The following is a 23,484-nucleotide window of genomic DNA, read 5'->3' on the forward strand; positions in this document are numbered from 1 at the left end:
GTCATCCGGTCGTCATCCGGTCCGGCGGATCAAAGCCAGATACATCGCGTCCGTCCCATGCAGATGTGGCCACAGCTGTACGTCGGGACCGTCGCCCAGGGCCGGTACGCCAGGCAGAAGCGGGCGGGCGTCGATGAGCTCGGCGGCGTGCTGCTTGAGCACGTCGTCGACCACGGCCCGGGTTTCGGCGAGGTGCGGCGAGCAGGTCGCATAACCGACGACGCCGCCGACGCGCACGGAGTCGAGCGCCGTGCGCAACAGCCCGCGCTGGAGCGGCGCGAAACCCTCCAGGTCCCCGGGGCGTCGCCGCCAGCGGGCCTCGGGACGGCGGCGCAGGGCGCCGAGCCCGGTGCACGGCACATCCATGAGCACGCGGTCGAAGGTACCGGACCGCCACGGCGGACGCGTGCCGTCAGCCGCGATGACCTGGTAGGGCCCGGGGTTCCCGGCGAGCGCCTTCGCCACAAGACCGGCGCGGTGGGGCAGCTTCTCGGAGGCGAGCAGCAGGGCACCGCGTTCGGCGGCGAGCCCCGCCAGCATGGCGGCCTTGCCACCGGGACCGGCACACCCGTCCAGCCATGTCTTGTCGGGTCCGTCGAGCGGCGCGTTCGCCAGCGCGATGGCGACGAGTTGGCTGCCCTCGTCCTGAACGCCGGCACGGCCTTCCCGTACGGCGTCGATGGCGCCCGGTTCGCCGCCTTCGGAGAGCCGCACGGCGTACGGCGACCAGCGCCCCGGCAGCGCGGACTCCTCGCCGAGCACGTCGAGGAGCTCACCGGCGGTGGACCGGCCGGGGCGGGCGACCAGCGTCACCTCGGGCCGTTCGTTGTCGGCTTCCAGGAGATCCTCGATGCCGGCGCGGCCTCCGCCGAGAGCGTCCCACAGTGCCGAGACGACCCACCGCGGGTGCGAGTGAACGATGGCGAGATTGTCCTCGGGGTCGTCGTCGTACGGCGGCGCGACCTGCTCGATCCATGCGTCGAGATCCTGCTGCGAAATCTTCCGCAGGACGGCGTTGACGAACTTGGCCCGTCCGTCGCCGAGCACCACGCGGGCGAGCTCGACGGAGGCGGAGACAGCGGCGTGGGTGGGGATGCGGGTGCCGAGCAACTGATGAGCGCCGAGGCTCAGCACATCGAGCACCGGCGGATCTACTTCGCGGAGCGGCCGGTCGACACACGCGGCGATGACGGCGTCGTACGTCCCCTGCCGGCGCAGCGTCCCGTACACCAGCTCGGTGGCCAGCGCCGCGTCCCGCCCGTCGAAGTCGCCCTTCTCCCGCGCCTTCCGCAGCAACGGGGGCAACACGAGGTTCGCGTACGCGTCCCGCTCGTCCACGGCCCGCAGCGCCTCGAAGGCGAGCATGCGGACCGGGTCCTTCTGAGGGCGGCGATAGGGCTTGCCGGGCTTGCGCGGCCGACGGGACTGCTCACTCACGAAAAAGGTGCTCCGGATTCAGGAAAGGGTGCGTATCCCAGGGTACGCCGCAGGGCTGACGCCGGTCCCCGACGGTGTCGCGGGGTGCTGCCCAGAGCCGCCGGCATCGCGGCCCGTGCCAGACCCGCCTCGGTCTCCCGGCAGAGAGCCAGGAACCCGCCGCTGTGTCTCGGAGTGATCCCAGGAACCGATCGGGGGTCGCGGCGAGCGCCGGGTCAGGCCCCGACCCGCTCCCCGGAGGCGATGCGCACCCCGCGCGCCCAGTCGGCGGCGCGCATCGGCTTCTTGCCCTGGGCCTGGACCCACAGCAGCTCGACGGCGTACGAACCGGTCCCCACATGCACGTTGTTCTTGCCCACGGACAGCTCGCCCGGGGCGAGGTCGGTGCGGTCGGCGACCGGAGCGACCTGGATGAGCTTGAGCCGCTCGCCCCGGAAGACGGTCCAGGAACCGGGCGCGGGGGTGCAGCCGCGGACGACCCGGTCGACGCGCAGCGCCGGGGCCGACCAGTCGACGTGTGCGTCCTCGACGCTGATCTTCGGCGCCAGGGTGATGCCTTCGGCGGGCTGGGGGACGGCCTTCAGGCTGCCGTCCTCGATCCCGTCCATCGTGGCGGCGAGCAGCCCGGAACCGGCGAAGGCCAGCCGGGTGAGCAGGTCCCCGCTGGTGTCGGTGGGCCGGATCTCCTCGGTGACGGTCCCGTAGACGGGCCCGGAGTCGAGCCCCTCCTCGATGAGAAAGGTCGAGGCGCCGGTGATCTCGTCGCCCGCCATGATCGAGTGCTGCACGGGTGCGGCGCCGCGCCAGGCGGGCAGCAGTGAGAAGTGGAGGTTGACCCACCCGTGGACCGGAACGTCCAGTGCGACCCTGGGCAGCAGCGCACCGTACGCGACGACGGGGCAGCAGTCGGGCGCGATCTCCCGAAGCCGTGCCAGGAACTCCTCGTCCCGCGGCTTCACCGGCTTCAGCACCTCGATCCCGGCCTCCTCCGCGCGCTCGGCGACCGGACTCGCGACGAGCCTGCGTCCCCGCCCGGCCGGCGCGTCGGGGCGCGTGACAACGGCGGCCACCTCGTGCCGCCCGGAAGAGATCAGGGCGTCCAGAGCAGGAACGGCGACCTCGGGTGTACCTGCGAAGACAAGCTTCATGGGTGGCGGTTGACCTCTCGGACGGGAGCGCTTCAGACCTCGGCACACCCGCCGGGAGCGGCGGGCGTGCGGGGCAGCGCACCAGTCTATGCGGGGCGGCCGGTCCGGGGCGCGGGGGCGCCCGGCCCGCGCAGGAGGCCCCGCACCTGAGCACCGGCAACCGGCTCGCACAGGCGGTCCGCCAGAGAACACACGTGCCGAGCGGAGTCCCTCCGCGAGCCAACAGTCCACCGGGGGCGTACGCCCCACCTCGCGCCCCGTGCATATGCCCTTACGCCCCCGCAGCGTTACCACTCACCCCTCAACGCGTTGGTCAAGAAAGAGTTGACCAACGGGCCGCAATCGCGGCCCGATCCTTTTCAACGCCTGTTCGAGAGGCTTGTTCATGGCCGACCACGCAACCCACGACGCCCAGGCTCGGGCCAGCCTGCACTTGCTGGTGCGGGACATCGAGCGGGTCCGCCGGCAGGTGGACGCACTGCGCACGCTGACCGCCCAGCTGGGCAACGTCTACCGCCCGCGCCGCTCCGGCCCCTCCGCGGGCTTCGTCGTCTACGGACGCGCCCCCGCCCCGACCGTCCGCCTCGCCCAGGAGCTGCGGGACAGCGTCGAGACCCTGGTCACGGCCGCCGTGGACTTCGACCGCTCACTGGGTTTCTCGTGGGACGCGGTGGGTTCCGCCCTCGGGGTCACCAAGCAGGCGGTGCACCGCCGCTACGGCGCCCGCCGGGCCACCACCCAGGCCGCCGCGGAAGCGGAGCGCGCCACGGAGCCGGCGGGCAACCACACCGTCGCGGTCAACACCGGCATCCCCGCACTGCCGGTACCGACGGTCCCCGCCGCCCGCTCCATGCCGACCCAGCCCACGGCGGGCAGCCCCACCCTCCGCGAGGAAGTGCGGCCGACCGCGTTCCCGGGGCCGCGCAACGGCTGACCCCCTGTCTCCGCCTGCCTCCCGGCGCCACCAGGCCTGGGAGGCAGCCCAATCCGACGCCTCCCTCCCCACGTACCTTCACCCGATGTCCGGCGGATCGATCCGAATCCGTACGGGCTCGCTCCCCCCACGAGCCATCCGCGTCGCCTGCGCGGTCTTCAACGCCGCGGCGAGCGCGGCCCCGCTCCCGGGCGGCACCCGAATGAGGGCCCGTTCCCAGTGCTCGCCCGGGGGCGGCCCCCCGGCCTGCCGTGGCCGCCCCACCTGCGTGACGTGCATCGGTACAGGCCCCAACACCTCGGCGTCGCCAGGCAGTTCGGCCGCGGCAAGGAACCCCGCGAGCGCCTCCGGCGTACCGGACACGGCCGCCATCCGCGACACCGGGGGAAAACCGAGCTCGGCGCGCTCGGAGAGTTCACGGACGGCATGCCCGACGGGGTCCCACCGCACGAGCGCCTGGACAGGCCGCAAGGTCGGCTCGGCGACGACGACCACGGTCCCTCCGGCGCTCTGCGGACGCACCAGCGAAGCCGCGCCGATCCAGCGCCGCAGCGCCTCTTCCCCGGCCCGCAGATCGGGCCGCCCGAGCATCGCCCAGCCGTCCAGCAACAGCGCGGCCGCGTATCCGCCGTCGGCCACGGGCTCGGCACCCGGCGTGCTCACGACGAGCGCGGGCGCTCCCGTCACGGTGTCGAGGATCTGCTCCCGACCTGACGTTCGCACGGGTACGGCCGGAAACGCCCGCCCCAGTTCCTCCGCGGTCCGCCGCGCGCCCACGATCTGCGCCCGCAGCCGGAAGCCACCGCACTCGGGACAGTGCCAGGCCGTCTCCTCCCGCCCACACCACGTACACCGCAGTGCCCCCGCGTCCTGTGCCTCCAACGGCCCCGCGCAGTGCCGGCACCGCGCGGCCGCCCGGCACTGCGCACAGGCCATCCGCGGTACGTAACCCCGGCGAGGCACCTGCACCAGCACGGGTCCGTTGCGCAGCCCTTCCCGCACCACCTGCCAGGCGATCGTGGGCAGGCGCGCGGCGCGCGCCGCCTCGTCCCGGGCGAGATCCCCGTCCCCCACGGTCCGCACCAACGGCGCGGCCCCCCGCACCTGCTCGCGCTCTGCGACCAGCGGCAGCGCCCAGCCACTCTCGACCAGCTGCGCGGCCTCGACCGTGCAGCTCCAACTCCCCAGCAGAAAGGCGCACTTGTCATGAGCGGCCCGCAGCTGAAGCACCTCTCGGGCATGCGGCTGCGGCGCGTGCGGCTCGCTGTGGCTGCCGTCCCCGTCGTCCCAGATGGCGACGAGCCCCAGATCCCGCACAGGTGCGAACATGGCGGCCCGCGTTCCCACCACGGCCCGTACGGACCCCCGCCGCACGGCAAGCCACTCCCGGTACCGCTTCTCCGGCCCGGCCTCCGCGGTCAGCACGGCGTGCCGCCCCTCCCCCAGCAACGAGGTCAGCGCGGCGTCGACGCGCGAAACGGTCCGCCCGTCCGGCACGACCACGAGCGCACCCCGCCCCGAAGCCAGCGTCGCAGCCACGGCCCGCGCCAGCTCCTCGGCCCAACCGGGCCCGGGCAGCGCGTTCCACACGGCGCGCGGCGCTCCGCCCGCCGCAAGCGACTCGAGAAAGGCCGCCCCGCGCCCGTACCGCGCCCAGGACCCCACCTCAGGAACCCCGGGAACCGGCAGCGGCGCGGGCGAAGTCCTGCCCTCCGCCCGAGCGTTGCGCGGCGGCACAGCCAGCTGCAGCACATCGGCGAGGCTGCCCGCGTACCGGTCGGCGACAGCTCGCGCGAGCCCCAGCAACTCCGCGCCCAACACCGGCTCGGGCGAGACGACTTGAGCCAGCGCGGCCAATGGCCCCGCGTACTCCGACTCGGCAAGCCGCTCGACGAGGAACCCGTCGATCAGCCCCCCGCCCTCACGCCGCCCCTCCCGCACCCGATGCCGCCCGGCCCCGAACCGCACTCGCACCCGCACCCCGGGCTGCGCCTGCGCATCGAGCTCCTCAGGCACGGCGTAGTCGAAGTACCGGTCGAGATGCAGCACGCCCTTGTCCACGAGCACGCGCGCGACGGGGAGCTCTTTGGCCAGCGCGGCCCCGCGCCACGTCCGCGGCTTCGCCTTGGGCGCCGCGGCCTTCCGCACACTCTCCCGAATCAACGCAAGCTGCTCGGGCGGCGCACCCTCCGCACCACCCTCACCGTCCCCGTTCGCGCTGCTCACAGCAACATTCCTACCAGACCCCACCGACAGCGCCACGCGCCCGAGAACGGTGATGAAAACACCGGGGCCCGGTACCCCCAAGGGCACCGGGCCTCGCCGCACAGCAAGCCTTACAGGCCAACAGCCTTGCGCAGCGCTTCCACGCGGTCCGTCCGCTCCCACGTGAAGTCGGGCAGCTCGCGTCCGAAGTGACCGTACGCGGCGGTCTGGGAGTAGATCGGGCGCAGCAGGTCGAGGTCGCGGATGATGGCCGCCGGGCGGAGGTCGAAGACCTCGGTGATGGCCGTCTCGATCCTCTCGGCGTCGACCTTGGCCGTGCCGAAGGTCTCGACGAAGAGGCCGACGGGCTCGGCCTTGCCGATGGCGTACGCGACCTGGACCTCGCAGCGGGTGGCGAGGCCCGCGGCGACGACGTTCTTGGCGACCCAGCGCATGGCGTACGCGGCGGAGCGGTCGACCTTGGACGGGTCCTTGCCCGAGAAGGCGCCGCCGCCGTGGCGGGCCATGCCGCCGTACGTGTCGATGATGATCTTGCGGCCGGTGAGGCCGGCGTCGCCCATCGGGCCGCCGATCTCGAAGCGTCCGGTCGGGTTGACCAGGAGGCGGTAGCCGTCGGTCTCCAGCTTGATGCCGTCGTCCAGGAGAGCCTTCAGCTCCGGCTCGACCACGAACTCGCGGATGTCGGGGGCCAGGAGCGATTCCAGGTCGATGTCCGACGCGTGCTGCGAGGAGACGACGACGGTGTCCAGGCGGACCGCCTTGTCACCGTCGTACTCGATGGTGACCTGGGTCTTGCCGTCAGGGCGCAGGTACGGGATCGTCCCGTTCTTGCGGACCTCGGAGAGACGGCGCGCGAGGCGGTGCGCGAGGTGGATCGGGAGTGGCATCAAGGCCGGCGTCTCGTCCGTCGCGTAGCCGAACATCAGGCCCTGGTCGCCCGCGCCCTGCTTGTCGAGCTCGTCCTCTTCCTCACCTGCGGCGGCACCCTCGACCCGCTTCTCGTACGCCGTGTCGACGCCCTGCGCGATGTCGGGCGACTGCGAGCCGATGGACACCGAGACGCCACAGGACGCGCCGTCGAAGCCCTTCTTCGAGGAGTCGTAACCGATCTCGAGGATCTTGTCGCGGACGAGCTGCGCGATCGGCGCGTACGCCTTGGTGGTGACCTCTCCGGCCACGTGTACCAGGCCGGTCGTGATCAGCGTCTCCACGGCGACCCGGGACTTCGGGTCCTCGCGCAGAAGCGCGTCGAGAATGGTGTCACTGATCTGGTCAGCGATCTTGTCGGGGTGACCCTCGGTCACTGACTCCGAGGTGAACAGGCGACGGGACACAACGCTCCCTGAGGTTGCAGCGGCTGCTGGCTGATCATTGGTGGACGGCCGGGGGCTGCGCCCGGCGTCGTCCGCGAACAGTTTATCGGTCGCACTCGCCTATGGGCCCATCTGTCTCGCTTCGCGGAAGCGCTGTGACCTGCGGCACGGGCATTCTCCGCCATGACGCTCGGTCTCCGCCAGGGTCGCCACGCCCGTTTTTCGCGCGTCTTGTTGCGCCAGTTGAGGCAGTTTCGGCGTTCCCCCATGGCTGGGATTTCACGTGACTGAGACGTTCCACTTTCACCCGAGCCGCGGAACCATGCCCACCCGAGCCCGGGCATCCCCCTCACCCGAGCCGAGGCACCACCAGATCCCACACGATGTCGGCCAGCGCCTCCTTCGGCCCGTACGGCACCGGGGTCTCGCTACCGTCGGCGCCGAGCACCACGGCCTCGTTCTCCTCGGCGCCGAAAGTCCTGCGCTCCCCCACCTCGTTCACCACGAGGAGATCGCAGCCCTTGCGCCGGAGTTTCGTACGTCCGTTGGCCAGCACGTCGTCCGTCTCGGCGGCGAAACCGACCACCACCTGGCCGGGACGGGGCCGGTCCGCCGAGATCTCGGCGAGGATGTCCGGGTTGCGGACCAGCACGATCGGGTCCGGCTCCCGGCCGTCCTTCTTCTTGATCTTTCCGCTCGCGTATGTCGCCGGGCGGAAGTCCGCCACGGCCGCGGCCATGACCACCGCGTCGGCGTCCGGGGCCGCCTTCAGCACCGCCTCGCGCAGCTGCACTGCGGTTCCGACCTCTACGACATCCACGCCCGCCGGGTCCGGCAGTCCGGTGTTGGCGGCGATCAGCGTGACCCTGGCGCCCCGCGCGGCCGCCGTGCGGGCGAGGGCGTAACCCTGCTTCCCGGAGGAGCGGTTGCCGAGGAAGCGGACGGGGTCGAGGGGCTCGCGGGTGCCACCCGCGCTGACCACGACATGACGGCCGACGAGATCCGGCTCGGCCACGCCCCGCGCGAGCACCCGCCGGCAGACCTCGAAGATCTCCGAGGGTTCGGGCAACCGCCCCTTGCCGGTGTCGACGCCGGTCAGCCGCCCCACGGCGGGCTCGATCACGACGGCGCCCCTGCGGCGCAGCGTCGCCACGTTCTCCTGTGTCGCCGGGTGCTCCCACATCTCGGTGTGCATGGCGGGCGCGAAGACGACCGGGCAGCGGGCGGTGAGGAGGGTGTTCGTGAGGAGGTCGTCGGCGAGCCCGTGGGCCGCCTTGGCGAGCATGTCGGCCGTCGCCGGGGCCACGACGACCAGGTCGGCGTGCTGGCCGATGCGCACGTGCGGCACCTCGTGGACGTCCGACCAGACCTCGGTGGAGACGGGATGGCCGGAGAGGGCGGACCAGGTGGCGGCGCCGACGAAGTGCAGGGCGGACTCCGTCGGTACGACCCGTACGTCATGACCGGACTCGGTCAGCCTGCGCAGCAGCTCACAGGCCTTGTACGCGGCGATGCCACCGCTGACCCCCAGCACGACCTTGGGCTTGTCCACCGGGTCTCCCCACACTCGAGAACGTACGACGCCGAACGACTCAAGCCGAAAAGCCCGAGCCGGACGACTCCATGACACACCACAGGCCCGACAGTCGCGCTGCCGGGCCCGGGATGAAGAGAAACAGTATGGCTACTGAGCGGGGCCCTCGACGGCCTCGGACGTCAGCAGGCCCGCGTTGATCTCGCGCAGGGCGATAGAGAGCGGCTTCTCGTGGACGTGGGTGTCCACCAGGGGACCGACGTACTCAAGGAGGCCCTCACCGAGCTGCGAGTAGTACGCGTTGATCTGACGGGCGCGCTTGGCCGCGTAGATCACCAGGCTGTACTTCGAGTCGGTGGCCTCGAGGAGCTCGTCGATCGGAGGGTTGATGATGCCCTCGGGAGCGGTGATGGAAGAGGACACGCTCTGCCTTCCGAAAAGGGAAAAAGACCTGAAAGATCAAACAACTTCCATCAAGGCTAGCAGCTCACGCGCTACATCCTCGACGGAGGTGTTGACAAGGGTGACATCGAACTCGGTCTCGGCCGCCAGTTCGATCTTGGCGGCCTCCAGACGGCGCTCGATCACCTCGGGCGGTTCGGTACCCCGGCCGGTGAGTCTGCGCACCAGCTCCTCCCAGGAGGGCGGAGCCAGGAACACCAGCAGGGCCTCCGGCATGGACTCGCGGACCTGCCGGGCGCCCTGGAGATCGATCTCCAGGAGCACCGGCACACCCGTTTCCAGGTGCTCCAGAACAGCCGCACGCGGCGTCCCGTAACGGTTGCCGGCGAATTCGGCCCACTCCAGCAGCTCGCCGTTGGCGATCAGCTTGTCCATCTCCTCGTCACTGACGAAGAAGTAGTGGACTCCATGCTTCTCACCGGGGCGCGGCCTACGGGTCGTCGCCGACACCGAGAGCCAGACCTCGGGGTGTTCCTTGCGCATATGAGCGACGACCGTGCTCTTGCCGACCCCTGAGGGGCCGGAGAGCACGGTCAGCCGCGGACGTTCACTCATGCAGCGATTATTCCAGCAATCACGGGGTGCCCAGAACTCAGGCGCCCGCGCCGCCGAACTCGCGCTCCAAGGAGGCGATCTGGTTCGAGCCGAGGCCGCGTACACGGCGGCTCTCGGAGATCCCCAGTCGCTCCATGATCTGCTTGGCGCGGACCTTGCCCACGCCCGGCAGGGACTCGAGGAGAGCGGAGACCTTCATCTTGCCGATGACGTCATTCTCCTGGCCCTGCTTGATGACCTCGTGAAGGGAGGCGCCGGAGTGCTTGAGTCGATTCTTGACCTCGGCCCGCTCCCGGCGAGCCGCGGCGGCCTTTTCGAGCGCGGCTGCGCGCTGTTCAGGGGTAAGGGGCGGAAGAGCCACGCCTACGTCACCTCGGATGTCGAACTGTCGGATACGGACCGGTGAGGAACCTAGTCGCCCCACACCTGGGGAGCCACGAGCAACACGCTTGCCCGAACACTCTCGACGGAGACTAGCGGGCAACAGCGCCAGAGTCAGCGAGAACAGCGGAAAAGTCCTGGTCAGCCTCCCTGGAGCTGGACATTTCAGACATATTGCCCTGGATTTGAGAATGTATTCAGGCTCGACGCCCTCCAAAGACCCTCGTCGGAGAGCTTCCGAGATCCCTAAACGCACTCCCAAGGACCGCCGCGAGGCCTTCGGACGGCTCAGGCGGCCGAGACAGCGACCCTGATCTCCTCCGCGAAACCCTCCGCGACCTCCCGCAGCGCGACGACGTCGGGACCGTGACGCAGCACACCCCGGCTGACGTTCGGGACGACATTGCGCACCGCCGCGCCGAAGACACCCGCGAGATCGGCCGCGGTGGCCCCCTGAGCACCGATCCCGGGCGCGAGGATCGGCCCGTTGATGTCCAGGTCGTACGAGGAGAGGTCCCCCAGCGTGGCTCCCACCACCGCGCCGTAGGAGCCCAGCGGTGCCTCTCCCGCGTTCTCGGCGGCGAGGTGGGCCAGCATCGTCGCTCCGACGTTGCGGCCGTCCGCCCGGACCGCGTGCTGCACCTCGCCGCCCTCCGGATTGGAGGTGAGCGCCAGCACGAAGAGGCCGGCCCCGCTCTCGCGGGCCAGTTCGACAGCGGGCTTGAGCGAGCCGTAGCCCAGGTACGGCGACACGGTCAGCGCGTCCGAGAACAGCGGCGCGTCCTTGCGCAGGAAGGTCTCCGCGTACGCCGCCATGGTCGAGCCGATGTCACCGCGCTTGGCGTCCATCACGACCAGCGCGCCGGCCGACCGCGCCTCCTCGACCGTCCTCTCCAGGACGGCGATGCCGCGCGACCCGAAGCGCTCGAAGAACGCGCTCTGCGGCTTCAGTACGGCGACCCGGTCGGCCAGCGCCTCCACGACGGTGCGGCTGAACCGCTCCAGGCCCGCGATGTCGTCGCCGAGGCCCCACTCGGCGAGCAGCGAGGCGTGCGGGTCGATGCCGACACACAGCGGACCCCGGTCGTCCATGGCACGGCGAAGACGTGCGCCGAAGGGTTCCAGACTCATGCGGACTTCCTCACATCGGCGCCGACCGCGTCGGCGAGGGTGGCGTACGGGCTCGTACGGAGGCGTGCGGCAAGCCCCTTGTGGACGGCGCGGCCCCAGAAGGGGCCCTCGTAGATGAAGGCGCTGTAGCCCTGGACCAGCGTGGCGCCGGCCAGGATGCGCTGCCAGGCGTCCTCGGCGTTCTCGATGCCGCCGACGCCCACCAGGGTGATCCGGTCGCCCACACGCGCGTAGAGGCGGCGCAGCACCTCCAGGGAACGCGCCTTCAGCGGCGCTCCCGAGAGTCCGCCGGCCTCCTTGACCAGGGAGGGCTGGGACTTCAGACCGAGTCCCTCGCGCGCGATGGTGGTGTTCGTGGCGATGATCCCGTCCAGGCCGAGTTCGACGGCGAGGTCGGCGACCGCGTCGACGTCGTCGTCGGCGAGGTCGGGCGCGATCTTGACGAGGAGCGGCACCCGCCGGTCGGTGACCGCGCGGTCGGCGGCCTCACGGACGGCGCTCAGCAGTGGCCGTAGCGCCTCGGTGGCCTGGAGGTTGCGCAGACCGGGGGTGTTCGGCGAGCTCACGTTGACCACGAGGTAGTCGGCGTGGCGGGCCAGCCGCTCGGTCGACTTCACGTAGTCGCCGACGGCCTCCACCTCGGGGACGGCCTTGGTCTTGCCGATGTTGACGCCGACGAAGGTCCTGAACACCGGCGTACGGGCCGCCAGGCGCTCGGAGACGGCCGCGGAGCCCTCGTTGTTGAAACCCATACGGTTGATCAGCGCCCGGTCCGGCACCAGGCGGAACAGCCGCTTCCTGGGGTTGCCGGGCTGCGGCTCACCCGTGACCGTGCCGATCTCGATGTGGTCGAAGCCGAGCATCGACATGCCGTCGATGGCGACGGCGTTCTTGTCGAAGCCGGCGGCGAGCCCGAACGGGCCGTGCATCCGCAGCCCGAACGCCTCGGTGCGCAGTTCCTCGTGGCGGGGCGCGAGGGCAGCCGCAAGGAAGGTGCGGAGCACGGGGATGCGGGCGGCGAGGCGGATCCAGCGGAAGGCCAGGTGGTGGGCCCGCTCGGGGTCCATCCGCTGGAACACGAGCCGGAAGAAAATCTTGTACATGATCAGTGTCCTCATCAAGAGCCTCACGAAGAGGGGGACACCGTCTCCGGTGTCCCCCTCAGGGCTGCTAGTCGCGGGCCGCGGTCAGATGTTCGGCGTGTTCCTGCAGTGAACGCACGCCCACGTCACCGCGGTTGAGCGCGTCGATGCCCTGAACGGCCGCGGCGAGCGCCTGAACCGTCGTCAGACACGGGACGGACCGCGCCACGGCCGCCGTACGGATCTCGTAACCGTCGAGACGGCCGCCGGTGCCGTACGGCGTGTTGACGATGAGGTCGACCTGGCCGTCGTGGATGAGCTGGACGATGGTCTTCTCGCCGTTCGGGCCCACGCCCTCGCTCTGCTTGCGCACGACGGTGGCGTTCAGGCCGTTGCGCCTGAGCACCTCGGCCGTGCCGGAGGTGGCGAGCAACTCGAAGCCGTGGGCGACGAGTTCACGCGCCGGGAAGATCATCGAACGCTTGTCGCGGTTGGCGACGGAGATGAAGGCGCGGCCCTTGGTCGGCAGCGGACCGTACGCGCCCGCCTGGGACTTGGCGTACGCCGTGCCGAACACCGAGTCGATGCCCATGACTTCGCCGGTGGAGCGCATCTCCGGGCCGAGCACCGTGTCGACGCCGCGCCCGTGGACGTCACGGAAGCGCGACCACGGCATGACGGCCTCCTTGACGGAGATCGGCGCGTCGAGCGGAAGCGTGCCGCCGTCGCCGTTGGCGGGTAGCAGTCCCTCCGCGCGCAGTTCGGCGACCGTCGCGCCGAGCGAGATTCGAGCGGCGGCCTTCGCCAGCGGCACCGCGGTCGCCTTCGAGGTGAAGGGGACGGTGCGCGAGGCACGCGGGTTGGCTTCGAGGACGTACAGGATGTCCCCGGCCAGCGCGAACTGGATGTTGATCAGTCCGCGTACCCCAACGCCCTTGGCGATGGCCTCGGTCGAAGCCCGCAGTCGCTTGATGTCGAACCCGCCGAGGGTGATCGGCGGCAGCGCGCACGCCGAGTCGCCGGAGTGGATACCGGCCTCCTCGATGTGCTCCATGACGCCGCCGAGGTACAGCTCCTCGCCGTCGTACAGGGCGTCGACGTCGATCTCGATCGCGTCGTCGAGGAACCGGTCGACCAGCACCGGACGGGAGGGGCTGATCTCGGTCGACTCGGCGATGTAGGAGGACAGTCGCGTCTCGTCGTACACGATCTCCATGCCACGTCCGCCGAGCACGTACGACGGCCGTACCAGGACGGGGTAGCCGATCTCGTCGGCGATGGCCTTGGCCTCGGCGAAGGTGGTGGCCGTGCCGTGCTTGGGGGCCGGGAGGCCGGCCTCCGCGAGGACCCGGCCGAAGGCGCCGCGGTCCTCGGCGGCGTGGATGGCCTCGGGCGAAGTGCCCACAATCGGGACGCCGTTGTCCTTGAGCGCCTGCGAAAGGCCCAGCGGGGTCTGGCCGCCGAGCTGCACGATCACACCCGCGACCGGACCCGCCAGCGTCTCCGCGTGGACGATCTCCAGCACGTCTTCGAGCGTCAGCGGCTCGAAGTACAGGCGGTCGGAGGTGTCGTAGTCCGTGGAGACGGTCTCCGGGTTGCAGTTGACCATCACGGTCTCGTAGCCCGCGTCGCTCAGCGCGAAGGAGGCGTGGACGCAGGAGTAGTCGAACTCGATGCCCTGACCGATGCGGTTGGGTCCTGAGCCCAGGATGATGACCGCGGGCTTCTCGCGCGGGGCGACCTCGGTCTCCTCGTCGTAGGAGGAGTAGAAGTACGGCGTGTTGGCCGCGAACTCGGCGGCGCAGGTGTCGACCGTCTTGTAGACCGGGCGGATACCGAGCGCGTGCCGCACCTCGCGGACGACGTCCTCGCGCAGACCGCGGATCTCACCGATCTGGACGTCCGAGAAGCCGTGCCGCTTGGCCTCGGCCAACAACAAAGGATCCAGCTTGTCGGCGGCGGCCAGCTCGTCCGCGGTCTCCTTGATCAGGAACAGCTGGTCCACGAACCACGGGTCGATCTTCGTCGACTCGAAGACCTCCTCGGGAGTGGCGCCCGCGCGGATGGCCTGCATGACGGAGTTGATGCGCCCGTCGGTCGGCCGGACGGCCTCTGCCAGAAGAAGCGCCTTGTCACCGGGATCGCCGACGAACGTGAACTGACTGCCCCTCTTCTCCAGCGACCGCAGCGCCTTCTGCAGCGCTTCGGTGAAGTTGCGGCCGATCGCCATGGCCTCGCCGACCGACTTCATGGTCGTGGTGAGGGTGGAGTCGGCGCTCGGGAACTTCTCGAAGGCGAAGCGCGGCGCTTTCACGACGACGTAGTCGAGCGTCGGTTCGAAGGACGCCGGGGTCTTCTCCGTGATGTCGTTCGGGATCTCGTCCAGCGTGTAGCCGACGGCGAGCTTGGCCGCGATCTTGGCGATCGGGAAGCCCGTCGCCTTGGAGGCGAGGGCCGAGGAACGCGACACACGCGGGTTCATCTCGATGACGATGATCCGGCCGTCCTCGGGGTTGACCGCGAACTGGATGTTGCAGCCGCCGGTGTCGACGCCGACCTCGCGGATGATCGCGATGCCGATGTCGCGCAGCCGCTGGTACTCGCGGTCGGTCAGCGTCATCGAGGGCGCGACGGTGATCGAGTCGCCGGTGTGCACGCCCATGGGGTCGAAGTTCTCGATGGAGCAGACGACCACGACATTGTCGTTCCTGTCGCGCATCAGCTCCAGTTCGTACTCCTTCCAGCCGAGGATGGACTCCTCAAGGAGCACCTCGGTGGTCGGCGAGAGCGTGAGGCCCTGGCCCGCGATGCGGCGCAGCTCCTCCTCGTCGTGCGCGAAGCCGGAGCCGGCGCCGCCCATGGTGAAGGAGGGGCGCACGACGACGGGGTAGCCGCCCAGCGTCTCCACGCCGCCCAGGACGTCGTCCATGGTGTGGCAGATCACGGAGCGGGCGGACTCGCCGTGCCCGATCTTGGCGCGGACGGCCTCGACGACGCCCTTGAAGAGGTCGCGGTCCTCGCCCTTGTTGATCGCCTCGACGTTGGCGCCGATCAGCTCGACGCCGTACTTCTCCAGGACGCCCTGCTCGTGCATGGAGATGGCCGTGTTCAGGGCCGTCTGGCCGCCCAGGGTGGGCAGCAGCGCGTCCGGCCGCTCCTTGGCGATGATCTTCTCGACGAACTCCGGGGTGATCGGCTCGACATACGTGGCGTCGGCGATCTCCGGGTCGGTCATGATCGTCGCCGGGTTGGAGTTGACCAGGATGACCCGCAGGCCCTCGGCGCGCAGGACGCGGCACGCCTGGGTGCCGGAGTAGTCGAACTCCGCGGCCTGGCCGATGACGATCGGGCCGGAGCCGATGACCAGGACGGACTGGATATCGGTGCGCTTAGGCACGCTGGGCTCCCTTTTCTGCCATGAGCTCTACGAAGCGGTCGAACAGGTAGGCCGCGTCGTGCGGGCCCGCCGCCGCCTCGGGGTGGTACTGGACGCTGAAGGCCGGCTGGTCGAGCAGCTGAAGCCCCTCGACGACCTGGTCGTTCAGGCAGACGTGGGAGACCTCGGCGCGGCCGTAGGGGGTGTCGGACACCTTGTCGAGCGGCGCGTCGACGGCGAAGCCGTGATTGTGCGCGGTGACCTCGACCTTGCCGGTCGTACGGTCCTGCACCGGCTGGTTGATGCCGCGGTGGCCGTACTTCAGCTTGTACGTGCCGAAGCCGAGCGCGCGGCCCAGGATCTGGTTGCCGAAGCAGATGCCGAAGAGCGGGGTCTTGCGGGCCAGCACCGCCTTGACGACGCTCAGGTCCACGGTGGACGGGTCGCCCGGGCCGTTGGAGAGGAAGAAACCGTCCGGATCGATCGCGTACACGTCCTCGACCGTGGCGGTCGCGGGCAGGACGTGCACCTCGATGCCACGCTCGGCCATCCGGTGCGGGGTCATGCCCTTGATCCCCAGGTCGAGGGCGGCGACGGTGAAGCGCTTCTCGCCGATCGCGGGAACGACGTACGACTCCTTGGTGGCGACCTCCTCGGAGAGGCTGGCGCCGACCATCTCGGGCGCCTGCCTCACCTCGGCGAGCATGGTGCCCTCGTCGGGCAGCGCGTTGCCGGAGAAGATGCCGACGCGCATGGCGCCACGCTCGCGCAGGTGCCGGGTGAGGGCACGGGTGTCGATGCCGCTGATGCCGACGACACCCTGGCTGCGCAGTTCCTCGTCCAGCGAACGCCGGGAGCGCCAGTTGGAGGAGACCCGCGCGGGATCCCGTACGACATAACCGGCGACCCAGATCCGCTTCGACTCGGGGTCCTCGTCGTTCACGCCGGTGTTGCCGACGTGCGGGGAGGTCATCACGACGACCTGGCGGTGGTACGACGGATCGGTGAGGGTCTCCTGGTAGCCGGTCATGCCGGTGGAGAACACCGCTTCGCCGAAGGTCTCCCCCACGGCCCCGTAGGCACGGCCGCGGAAGATGCGGCCGTCCTCCAGGACGAGTACGGCGGGAACCTTCGCGGCTCCCTTGGTGGAGGTCGTCATCGTGCGCCTTCCGTTTCCGTCGTGTTGATCAGCTGGGTCAGGGTCTCGACCCATTGGTTGTGCTCGGCCGCGCGGTCGGAGCGGAACCCCGAGTCGATCAGCCGGTCGCCGTGCGCCCAGGTGACGACCAGCAGACCGCCCTCGGTGAGGACCTTGCCCGCGATTCCCTTGTCGAGCCGGGCCTCGCGAAGCTGCGCGGCCGGGACGAAGAAGTCGGCCGCTCCGGGGCGTACGACGTCAAGGCCCGCGTCCGTCAGCGTGAGCTCGACCCTGCTGCGCGTGCCCAGGCCGTGCGCCACGATGCGGTCCAGCCACTGCCCGGCGGTGGTGGAGCCGTGGTAGCGACCGGTCAGCTCAAGTCTCACCGGACCGGGCTCGGACGGCGCGGTGGGCAGCTCCGGCAGGTCGCCCTGGAGGGTGCCGCGCCATTTCCAGCCCTCGCGCATCAGCCAGTAGAGGAGCGCGACGAAGAGGGCAAGGCCGACGAGCCAGCCGACGCGGGCAGCCCAGTCGGTCACTTCCGCCGACTTCTGTTCGGCGGCGATCATCATCTGAGGTGTCACGCGAGCTTCCCGTCCACGAGGGTGGCCTTGCCCCGGAGCCAGGTGTGCGTGACACGGCCCGGCAGCTCACGGCCCTCGTACGGGGTGTTGCGGCTGCGCGAGGCGAAGCCCGCGGGGTCCACGGCTCCACGGTATTCCGTGTCGACCAGCACGAGGTTGGCGGGCTCACCTGCCGAGACGGGACGGCCGTGACCGGTAGCACGGCCGATCTCGGCGGGCTTGGCGGACATCCGGTCCGCGACACCTGCCCAGTCGAGCAGTCCGGTCTCGACCATCGTCTGCTGGACGACGGACAGCGCGGTCTCGAGCCCCACCATGCCCATGGCGGCCGCGGCCCACTCGCAGTCCTTGTCCTCGTGCGGGTGCGGAGCGTGGTCGGTGGCGACGATGTCGATCGTGCCGTCGGCGAGCGCCTGCCGAAGGGCCAGCACGTCACGCTCGGTGCGCAGCGGGGGGTTGACCTTGTAGACCGGGTTGTACGTGCGCGCCAACTCGTCGGTGAGAAGCAGGTGGTGGGGGGTGACTTCGGCGGTGACGTCGATGCCGCGGGACTTGGCCCAGCGGACGATCTCGACGCTGCCCGCGGTCGACAGGTGGCAGATGTGTACGCGGGACCCGACGTGCTCGGCGAGCAGGACGTCCCGGGCGATGATCGATTCCTCGGCCACCGCCGGCCAGCCGCCGAGCCCCAGTTCGGCGGAGACGACGCCCTCGTTCATCTGGGCGCCCTCGGTCAGCCGCGGCTCCTGCGCGTGCTGCGCGACGACCCCGCCGAACGCCTTCACGTACTCCAGCGCCCGGCGCATGATCACCGCGTCGTCCACGCACTTGCCGTCGTCCGAGAAGACCGTGACCCCGGCCGCGGACTCGTGCATGGCGCCCAGTTCGGCGAGCTTCTTGCCCTCCAGGCCGACGGTGACGGCGCCGATGGGCTGCACGTCGCAGTAGCCGTGCTCCTGGCCGAGCCGGTAGACCTGCTCGACGACGCCGGCGGTGTCGGCGACGGGGAAGGTGTTGGCCATGGCGAACACGGCGGTGTAGCCGCCGCTCGCCGCCGCCCGCGTGCCGGTCAGCACGGTCTCGGAGTCCTCGCGGCCCGGCTCACGCAGATGCGTGTGCAGGTCGACGAGCCCCGGCAGCAGCACCTTGCCCTCGGCCTCGACCACCTCCGCTCCCTCGTCGGAGAGCCCCGTGCCGACCGCCTCGATGACCTGGCCGTCGACGAGTACGTCCTGCGGCTCGCCGCCGAGCACCCGCGCACCGCGGATAAGGATCTTGCTCATGTGCTTACTTCTCCTCGGTACGGGTGTGGGTGACGGCGGGCTCGTTGCCGCCAAGGAGCAGGTAGAGGACGGCCATGCGGATCGAGACGCCGTTGGTGACCTGCTCGACGACGGTGCAGCGGTCCGAGTCCGCGACCTCGGCGGTGATCTCCATGCCGCGGACCATCGGACCGGGATGCATCACGATGGCGTGCTCGGGCATCCGCGCCATGCGGTCGCCGTCCAGCCCGTAGCGCCGCGAGTACTCGCGCTCGGTGGGGAAGAACGCCGCGTTCATCCGCTCGCGCTGCACACGCAGCAGCATCACGGCGTCGGACTTGGAGAGCGTGCTGTCGAGGTCGTACGAGACCTCGCAGGGCCACGCTTCGACGCCGACCGGCACCAGCGTGGGCGGGGCGACCAGGGTGACTTCGGCGCCGAGGGTGTGCAGCAGGTCGACGTTGGAGCGGGCGACACGGCTGTGCAGGATGTCGCCGACCAGCGTGATCCGCTTGCCGGCCAGGTCCTGCCCTGTCCCCGCGTCCCGGCCGACGAGCCGGCGTCGCATGGTGAAGGCGTCGAGCAGTGCCTGGGTGGGGTGCTGGTGGGTGCCGTCACCGGCGTTGATGACGGCCGCGTCGATCCAGCCGGACGTCGCCAGCCGGTAGGGGGCTCCGGAGGCGCCGTGCCGGATGACGACCGCGTCGACGCCCATGGCTTCGAGTGTCTGGGCGGTGTCCTTGAGGGACTCGCCCTTGGAGACGCTCGACCCCTTGGCGGTGAAGTTGATGACATCCGCGGAGAGGCGCTTCTCTGCGGCCTCGAAGGAGATCCGGGTACGGGTCGAGTCCTCGAAGAAGAGGTTGACGACGGTGCGGCCGCGCAGAGTCGGCAGCTTCTTGATCGGCCGGTCGGCGACCCGGGCCATCTCCTCGGCGGTGTCGAGGATCAGGACGGCGTCGTCGCGGGTGAGGTCGGCGGCCGAGATGAGATGACGCTGCATCTTTCAGGCTCCGTAAGGAAGTTCAGTTCGCGGGAGAATTCGGGCGCGCGGCTGTGCCAGGGCACACGACAGAAGCGCTGTGCGAGGGCGCACGACAGAGCCGTACGCCTGCGCGTGGCTACTGCCCGCCGCCCGTGGAGGTCCGCTTCGCACCCAGCAGGACGGTGTCGCGACCGTCCTCCTCGGCGAGCTGGACCTTGACCGTCTCCCGCAACGACGTGGGGAGGTTCTTGCCGACATAGTCGGCGCGGATGGGCAGTTCACGGTGACCGCGGTCGACGAGGACCGCGAGTTGCACGGCGCGCGGGCGGCCGATGTCGTTCAGCCCGTCCAGCGCCGCCCGGATCGTGCGGCCGGAGAAGAGCACGTCGTCGACGAGGACGACCAGGCGGCCGTCGATGCCGTCAGCGGGGATCTCGGTGCGGGCCAGCGCTCGCGGTGGGTGCATGCGCAGGTCGTCGCGGTACATGGTGATGTCGAGGGAGCCGACCGGGATCTGGCGTCCGGTGATCTCCGCCAGCTTGACGGCGATCCGCTGGGCGAGGAAGACACCCCGGGTCGGGATGCCGAGAAGCACCACGTCGTCGGCGCCCTTGGCGCGCTCGACGATCTCGTGGGCGATGCGGGTCAGCACCCGCGCGATGTCGGGGCCTTCGAGAACGGGCCGCGCATCGGCTTCGTAACTCTGCTTGTCATGCTCGGTGTCCATATGAAACGGACCTCCTTCTCCGCCTCACGGGACGGATCATTAAAGGACGTCGGAATTGCGCCATCCACGCTACCAGCCCCGCAACGCGCCTGATCACCCCCCTTCGAGCCATCCCCGGTGACTCCCACGGAAGGGTCGGTCCGGACCATTCGGCTTGACGGAGGAGAGTAACGCTGCGTAACCTCACAGTGAGTCACCAGAGTCACCAGCCGCGCGGCCGAGCCGCACGTTGATACAGCGTCCGGGGAGCTATATGTCCAGCGAATACGCCAAACAGCTCGGGGCCAAGCTCCGGGCCATCCGCACCCAGCAGGGCCTTTCCCTCCACGGCGTCGAGGAGAAGTCCCAGGGACGCTGGAAGGCGGTCGTGGTCGGTTCGTACGAGCGCGGAGACCGCGCCGTCACCGTGCAGCGTCTTGCCGAGCTCGCGGACTTCTACGGGGTTCCGGTGCAGGAGCTGCTGCCCGGCACCACTCCGGGCGGGGCCGCCGAGCCGCCGCCGAAGCTGGTCCTGGACCTGGAGCGCCTGGCCCACGTGCCGGCGGAGAAGGCGGGTCCCCTGCAGCGCTACGCCGCGACGATCCAGTCGCAGCGCGGCGACTACAACGGCAAGGTGCTGTCGATCCGCCAGGACGACCTGCGCACGCTCGCCGTCATCTACGACCAGTCGCCCTCGGTCCTCACCGAGCAGCTCATCAGCTGGGGCGTCCTGGACGCGGACGCGCGCCGCGCGGTCTCCCACGACGAGGGCTGATCCCAGCACGCACTTCAGCAGAAACGTGCCGCCGGAGTGGCCGGAACACATCGTTCCGGCCACCCCGGCGGCTTTCTGCGGCCCTCGGGGAGCTCCGGGGCAGGGAGACGCCGGAGGGCCCGCAGCGGACGTGCTGCGGGCCCTCCGGCGTTCTCGCGACTTTCGCGCGCCGTTCGGTACGTCCTGAGGTTCGCCTCAGGACTCGTCCCGGCGCAGTGACGGCTTCAGGTCCTTGAGGCGGCCGAGCAGGCCGTTCACGAACGCGGGTGAGTCGTCCGTGGAGAACTCCTTCGCCAGTTGCACCGCCTCGTCGAGCACCACGGCGTCCGGGGTCTCGTCGACCCAGATCAGCTCGTAGGCACCGAGGCGCAGGATGTTGCGGTCGACGACCGGCATCCTGTCGAGCGTCCAGCCGACGGAGTACTGCGCGATGAGGTCGTCGATCCGCCTCGCCTTGGTGGCGTAGCCCTCGACCAGCTGCATCGTGTACTCGCTCACCGGCGGCTGCCGGGTGTCGGTCCGGGAGTGCCGGATCCAGTCCGCGAGGACCGTCTGAACGTCCGCGTCGCGCTGGTCGCCCTCGAAGAGGATCTGGAAGGCGCGCTTGCGGGCCGTGTTGCGGGCAGCCACGGTTAGCTGTTCACCCGGCCGAGGTAGTCGCTCGTGCGGGTGTCGACCTTGATCTTCTCACCGGTGGTGATGAAGAGCGGGACGTTGATCTGGTGGCCGGTCTCCAGGATGGCGGGCTTGGTGCCGCCGGTGGAGCGGTCGCCCTGGACGCCGGGCTCGGTCTCCTGGATGACGAGCTCGACGGCGGCCGGCAGCTCGACGAAGAGCACCGAGCCCTCGTGCTGCGCGACGGTGGCGGTGAAGCCCTCGATCAGGAAGTTGGCGGCATCGCCGACGGACTTGCGGTCGACCATCAGCTGGTCGTACGTGTCCATGTCCATGAAGACGAAGTACTCGCCGTCCATGTACGAGAACTGCATGTCCCGCTTGTCGATCGTGGCCGTCTCGACCTTGACGCCGGCGTTGAACGTCTTGTCGACGACCTTGCCGGAGAGCACGTTCTTCAGCTTGGTGCGCACGAAGGCCGGGCCCTTGCCGGGCTTGACGTGCTGGAACTCGACGACGGACCAGAGCTGGCCTCCGTCGAGCTTGAGCACCAGGCCGTTCTTGAGGTCGTTCGTGGAAGCCACGGTTGCGGAATCTCCTGGACTGACGTGGACGACCCCGGGGCACGCGCGCGGCCCGAAGGCTAGAGCGCGAGCAGTTCCTTGGTCGTAATGGTGAGTAGCTCGGGTCCGCCGTCCGCCTCGGGGCGTACGACGAGCGTGTCATCGATCCGGACACCGCCCCGGCCCGGGATGTGGACCCCCGGTTCGACGGTGACCGGCACGCAAGCGTCCAGTTTACCCATGGCCGCGGGGGCCAGCTGCGGGTCCTCGTCGATTTCGAGCCCCACACCGTGCCCGGTCAGCGGAGGAAGGCCTTCCGTGTACCCCGCGGAGTCGAGTACCTGGCGGGCCGCGCGGTCCACGTCACGGTAGGCGGCGCCGGGTGCCAGCGCCTCGCGTCCGGCGCGCTGGGCGGCGAAGACGAGGTCGTACAGCTCGATCTGCCAGTCGGCGGGCGAGGTCCCGATCACGAACGTACGGCCGATCTCGCAGCGGTAGCCGCGGTAGCTCGCGCCGAGGCAGACGGAAAGGAAATCTCCCTCCTCGACCCGCCGGTCGGTGGGCCGGTGGCCACGGCGTCCGGAGTTCGGGCCGGTGCCGACCGAGGTCGCGAAGGCCGGGCCGTCGGCGCCGTGGTCGACGAGGCGGCGCTCCAGCTCGAGCGCCAGATGACGCTCGGTCCGGCCGACGAGGATCGATTCGAGGAGCTCTCCCAGCGCCTGGTCGGCGATCTCGGCGCCGATCCGCAGGCAGGAGATCTCCTCCTCGTCCTTGATCACTCGCAGTTGCTCCACCGCGCCGCCCAGGTCGGCGAGGCGCAACCGTGGCGCCACCGAGCCGAGGGCACGGTGGCGGGTCACGGTCAGGTGGTGCTCCTCGACCGCGAGGGACTCGGCGCCCTGGGCCAGCGCCACATCGGCCGCGGCGACGGCCGGGTCACCACCGGGGCCCGGCAGCATCTGCACGCGCAGCGCCTGGTCCGGGCGTCCCTCCCCGGCCTCGCCGCCCGGCGGGCCGCCGAAGAGCAGCACATCCTCACCCCTGCCGAGCAGCAGGACGGCGCCGCGCGGGGCCGCGCCGGCGAGATACCTCACATTGGCCGGGCGGGTGACAAGCGCCGCGGCACTGCCGCCCGCCGTACAGCGCTCCCGGAGCCGCTCTCGGCGGGCCGCGTACACCTCTGACATAAACCGAGCGTACGAGCGGTGGCCGGATGGCGCCGGTTCAACGGGGCTGGACGGGCGGCGGGCCCGCCGGGACTACTGCTGGGGCGTGCC

Annotated in this window: 21 protein-coding genes; 2 read left to right on the forward strand and 19 right to left on the reverse strand. The window is 70.3% G+C overall.

The features are described 5' to 3' along the window. Positions 1 to 12: 12 nt before the first annotated feature. On the reverse strand, positions 13 to 1,437 hold the full coding sequence (locus ACFYPC_RS22475; protein ID WP_388678976.1) for an RsmB/NOP family class I SAM-dependent RNA methyltransferase: 1,425 nt from the start codon (positions 1,435 to 1,437) through the stop codon (positions 13 to 15). Positions 1,438 to 1,652: 215 nt separating this feature from the next. Continuing rightward, positions 1,653 to 2,585, reverse strand: coding sequence for a methionyl-tRNA formyltransferase (fmt, locus tag ACFYPC_RS22480; protein WP_388678979.1), 933 nt, complete (start codon positions 2,583 to 2,585; stop codon positions 1,653 to 1,655). Between the two features lie 385 nt (positions 2,586 to 2,970). Here fmt and ACFYPC_RS22485 point away from each other — a divergent pair, with 385 nt between their 5' ends. Then, entirely contained in the window at positions 2,971 to 3,519 is a 549-nt protein-coding gene (locus tag ACFYPC_RS22485) for a hypothetical protein (RefSeq protein WP_385740892.1), read from the forward strand. Positions 3,520 to 3,597: 78 nt separating this feature from the next. Here the strand turns inward: ACFYPC_RS22485 and ACFYPC_RS22490 are convergent, their stop codons facing one another. The 14 genes from ACFYPC_RS22490 to pyrR all read right to left on the reverse strand — a co-directional run bounded on the left by ACFYPC_RS22490 (position 3,598) and on the right by pyrR (position 20,275). Then, positions 3,598 to 5,745, reverse strand: coding sequence for a primosomal protein N' (locus tag ACFYPC_RS22490; protein ID WP_388678982.1), 2,148 nt, complete (start codon positions 5,743 to 5,745; stop codon positions 3,598 to 3,600). A 110-nt stretch (positions 5,746 to 5,855) separates the two neighbouring features. Further along, positions 5,856 to 7,079 (reverse strand): methionine adenosyltransferase, encoded by a 1,224-nt coding sequence (gene metK, locus ACFYPC_RS22495; RefSeq protein WP_388678985.1) that lies wholly within the window; start codon positions 7,077 to 7,079, stop codon positions 5,856 to 5,858. A gap of 328 nt (positions 7,080 to 7,407) precedes the next feature. After that, positions 7,408 to 8,610 (reverse strand): bifunctional phosphopantothenoylcysteine decarboxylase/phosphopantothenate--cysteine ligase CoaBC, encoded by a 1,203-nt coding sequence (coaBC, locus tag ACFYPC_RS22500; protein WP_388678988.1) that lies wholly within the window; start codon positions 8,608 to 8,610, stop codon positions 7,408 to 7,410. 132 nt (positions 8,611 to 8,742) lie between these two features. Then, positions 8,743 to 9,015: a DNA-directed RNA polymerase subunit omega gene (gene rpoZ / locus ACFYPC_RS22505; RefSeq protein ID WP_003982715.1), complete on the reverse strand. Its 273-nt coding sequence runs from the start codon at positions 9,013 to 9,015 to the stop codon at positions 8,743 to 8,745. Positions 9,016 to 9,051: 36 nt separating this feature from the next. Next, on the reverse strand, positions 9,052 to 9,609 hold the full coding sequence (gene gmk, locus ACFYPC_RS22510) for a guanylate kinase (protein ID WP_383687219.1): 558 nt from the start codon (positions 9,607 to 9,609) through the stop codon (positions 9,052 to 9,054). A gap of 37 nt (positions 9,610 to 9,646) precedes the next feature. Next, positions 9,647 to 9,970: an integration host factor gene (locus ACFYPC_RS22515; RefSeq protein ID WP_030493613.1), complete on the reverse strand. Its 324-nt coding sequence runs from the start codon at positions 9,968 to 9,970 to the stop codon at positions 9,647 to 9,649. A gap of 308 nt (positions 9,971 to 10,278) precedes the next feature. Next, positions 10,279 to 11,121: an orotidine-5'-phosphate decarboxylase gene (gene pyrF, locus ACFYPC_RS22520; RefSeq protein ID WP_388678992.1), complete on the reverse strand. Its 843-nt coding sequence runs from the start codon at positions 11,119 to 11,121 to the stop codon at positions 10,279 to 10,281. Next, positions 11,118 to 12,224, reverse strand: a complete 1,107-nt coding sequence (locus ACFYPC_RS22525; RefSeq protein WP_388678995.1) for a quinone-dependent dihydroorotate dehydrogenase — start codon at positions 12,222 to 12,224, stop codon at positions 11,118 to 11,120. Before ACFYPC_RS22525 ends, pyrF begins: the two co-directional genes overlap by 4 nt. Before the next feature lie 67 nt (positions 12,225 to 12,291). Continuing rightward, on the reverse strand, positions 12,292 to 15,600 hold the full coding sequence (gene carB / locus ACFYPC_RS22530; protein ID WP_388678998.1) for a carbamoyl-phosphate synthase large subunit: 3,309 nt from the start codon (positions 15,598 to 15,600) through the stop codon (positions 12,292 to 12,294). Then, positions 15,593 to 16,738 carry a glutamine-hydrolyzing carbamoyl-phosphate synthase small subunit gene (carA, locus tag ACFYPC_RS22535; protein ID WP_388679001.1) on the reverse strand — a complete coding sequence of 382 codons (1,146 nt, stop codon included), beginning with the start codon at positions 16,736 to 16,738 and terminating at the stop codon, positions 15,593 to 15,595. The genes carB and carA overlap by 8 nt, the downstream gene beginning before the upstream one ends. Continuing rightward, on the reverse strand, positions 16,735 to 17,289 hold the full coding sequence (locus ACFYPC_RS22540) for a hypothetical protein (protein ID WP_388679465.1): 555 nt from the start codon (positions 17,287 to 17,289) through the stop codon (positions 16,735 to 16,737). The genes carA and ACFYPC_RS22540 overlap by 4 nt, the downstream gene beginning before the upstream one ends. Before the next feature lie 8 nt (positions 17,290 to 17,297). Continuing rightward, positions 17,298 to 18,584, reverse strand: coding sequence for a dihydroorotase (locus tag ACFYPC_RS22545; RefSeq protein WP_388679004.1), 1,287 nt, complete (start codon positions 18,582 to 18,584; stop codon positions 17,298 to 17,300). A 4-nt stretch (positions 18,585 to 18,588) separates the two neighbouring features. After that, positions 18,589 to 19,566, reverse strand: coding sequence for an aspartate carbamoyltransferase catalytic subunit (locus ACFYPC_RS22550; protein ID WP_388679007.1), 978 nt, complete (start codon positions 19,564 to 19,566; stop codon positions 18,589 to 18,591). A 118-nt stretch (positions 19,567 to 19,684) separates the two neighbouring features. After that, positions 19,685 to 20,275: a bifunctional pyr operon transcriptional regulator/uracil phosphoribosyltransferase PyrR gene (gene pyrR / locus ACFYPC_RS22555; protein ID WP_388679010.1), complete on the reverse strand. Its 591-nt coding sequence runs from the start codon at positions 20,273 to 20,275 to the stop codon at positions 19,685 to 19,687. A 253-nt stretch (positions 20,276 to 20,528) separates the two neighbouring features. Here pyrR and bldD point away from each other — a divergent pair, with 253 nt between their 5' ends. Beyond that, positions 20,529 to 21,029, forward strand: coding sequence for a transcriptional regulator BldD (gene bldD / locus ACFYPC_RS22560; protein ID WP_067366005.1), 501 nt, complete (start codon positions 20,529 to 20,531; stop codon positions 21,027 to 21,029). A gap of 195 nt (positions 21,030 to 21,224) precedes the next feature. Here bldD and nusB read toward each other — a convergent pair whose 3' ends face one another. From nusB to ACFYPC_RS22575, 3 genes are read right to left on the reverse strand one after another with little or no spacing between them, the layout of a single operon-like run. Beyond that, complete coding sequence (gene nusB / locus ACFYPC_RS22565; RefSeq protein WP_384389259.1) at positions 21,225 to 21,659, reverse strand: transcription antitermination factor NusB; 435 nt, start codon at positions 21,657 to 21,659, stop codon at positions 21,225 to 21,227. A 2-nt stretch (positions 21,660 to 21,661) separates the two neighbouring features. Beyond that, positions 21,662 to 22,228, reverse strand: coding sequence for an elongation factor P (efp, locus tag ACFYPC_RS22570; protein ID WP_266467608.1), 567 nt, complete (start codon positions 22,226 to 22,228; stop codon positions 21,662 to 21,664). Between the two features lie 59 nt (positions 22,229 to 22,287). After that, positions 22,288 to 23,394 carry a M24 family metallopeptidase gene (locus ACFYPC_RS22575; protein WP_388679015.1) on the reverse strand — a complete coding sequence of 369 codons (1,107 nt, stop codon included), beginning with the start codon at positions 23,392 to 23,394 and terminating at the stop codon, positions 22,288 to 22,290. Positions 23,395 to 23,484: the final 90 nt, after the last annotated feature.

The sequence above is a fragment of the Streptomyces sp. NPDC005808 genome (assembly GCF_042871385.1).
Classification (GTDB): Bacteria; Actinomycetota; Actinomycetes; order Streptomycetales; family Streptomycetaceae; genus Streptomyces.

Bases quoted from the DNA above. Each gene is read 5' to 3' on its own strand.
- pyrR (WP_388679010.1), bottom strand. From the start codon at position 20,275: ATGGACACCGAGCATGACAAGCAGAGTTACGAAGCCGATGCGCGGCCC.
- bldD (WP_067366005.1), top strand. From the start codon at position 20,529: ATGTCCAGCGAATACGCCAAACAGCTCGGGGCCAAGCTCCGGGCCATC.
- ACFYPC_RS22575 (WP_388679015.1), bottom strand. From the start codon at position 23,394: ATGTCAGAGGTGTACGCGGCCCGCCGAGAGCGGCTCCGGGAGCGCTGT.
- ACFYPC_RS22550 (WP_388679007.1), bottom strand. From the start codon at position 19,566: ATGCAGCGTCATCTCATCTCGGCCGCCGACCTCACCCGCGACGACGCC.
- ACFYPC_RS22540 (WP_388679465.1), bottom strand. From the start codon at position 17,289: ATGATGATCGCCGCCGAACAGAAGTCGGCGGAAGTGACCGACTGGGCT.
- ACFYPC_RS22525 (WP_388678995.1), bottom strand. From the start codon at position 12,224: ATGTACAAGATTTTCTTCCGGCTCGTGTTCCAGCGGATGGACCCCGAG.
- fmt (WP_388678979.1), bottom strand. From the start codon at position 2,585: ATGAAGCTTGTCTTCGCAGGTACACCCGAGGTCGCCGTTCCTGCTCTG.
- carA (WP_388679001.1), bottom strand. From the start codon at position 16,738: ATGACGACCTCCACCAAGGGAGCCGCGAAGGTTCCCGCCGTACTCGTC.
- pyrF (WP_388678992.1), bottom strand. From the start codon at position 11,121: ATGAGTCTGGAACCCTTCGGCGCACGTCTTCGCCGTGCCATGGACGAC.
- gmk (WP_383687219.1), bottom strand. From the start codon at position 9,609: ATGAGTGAACGTCCGCGGCTGACCGTGCTCTCCGGCCCCTCAGGGGTC.
- ACFYPC_RS22485 (WP_385740892.1), top strand. From the start codon at position 2,971: ATGGCCGACCACGCAACCCACGACGCCCAGGCTCGGGCCAGCCTGCAC.
- ACFYPC_RS22545 (WP_388679004.1), bottom strand. From the start codon at position 18,584: ATGAGCAAGATCCTTATCCGCGGTGCGCGGGTGCTCGGCGGCGAGCCG.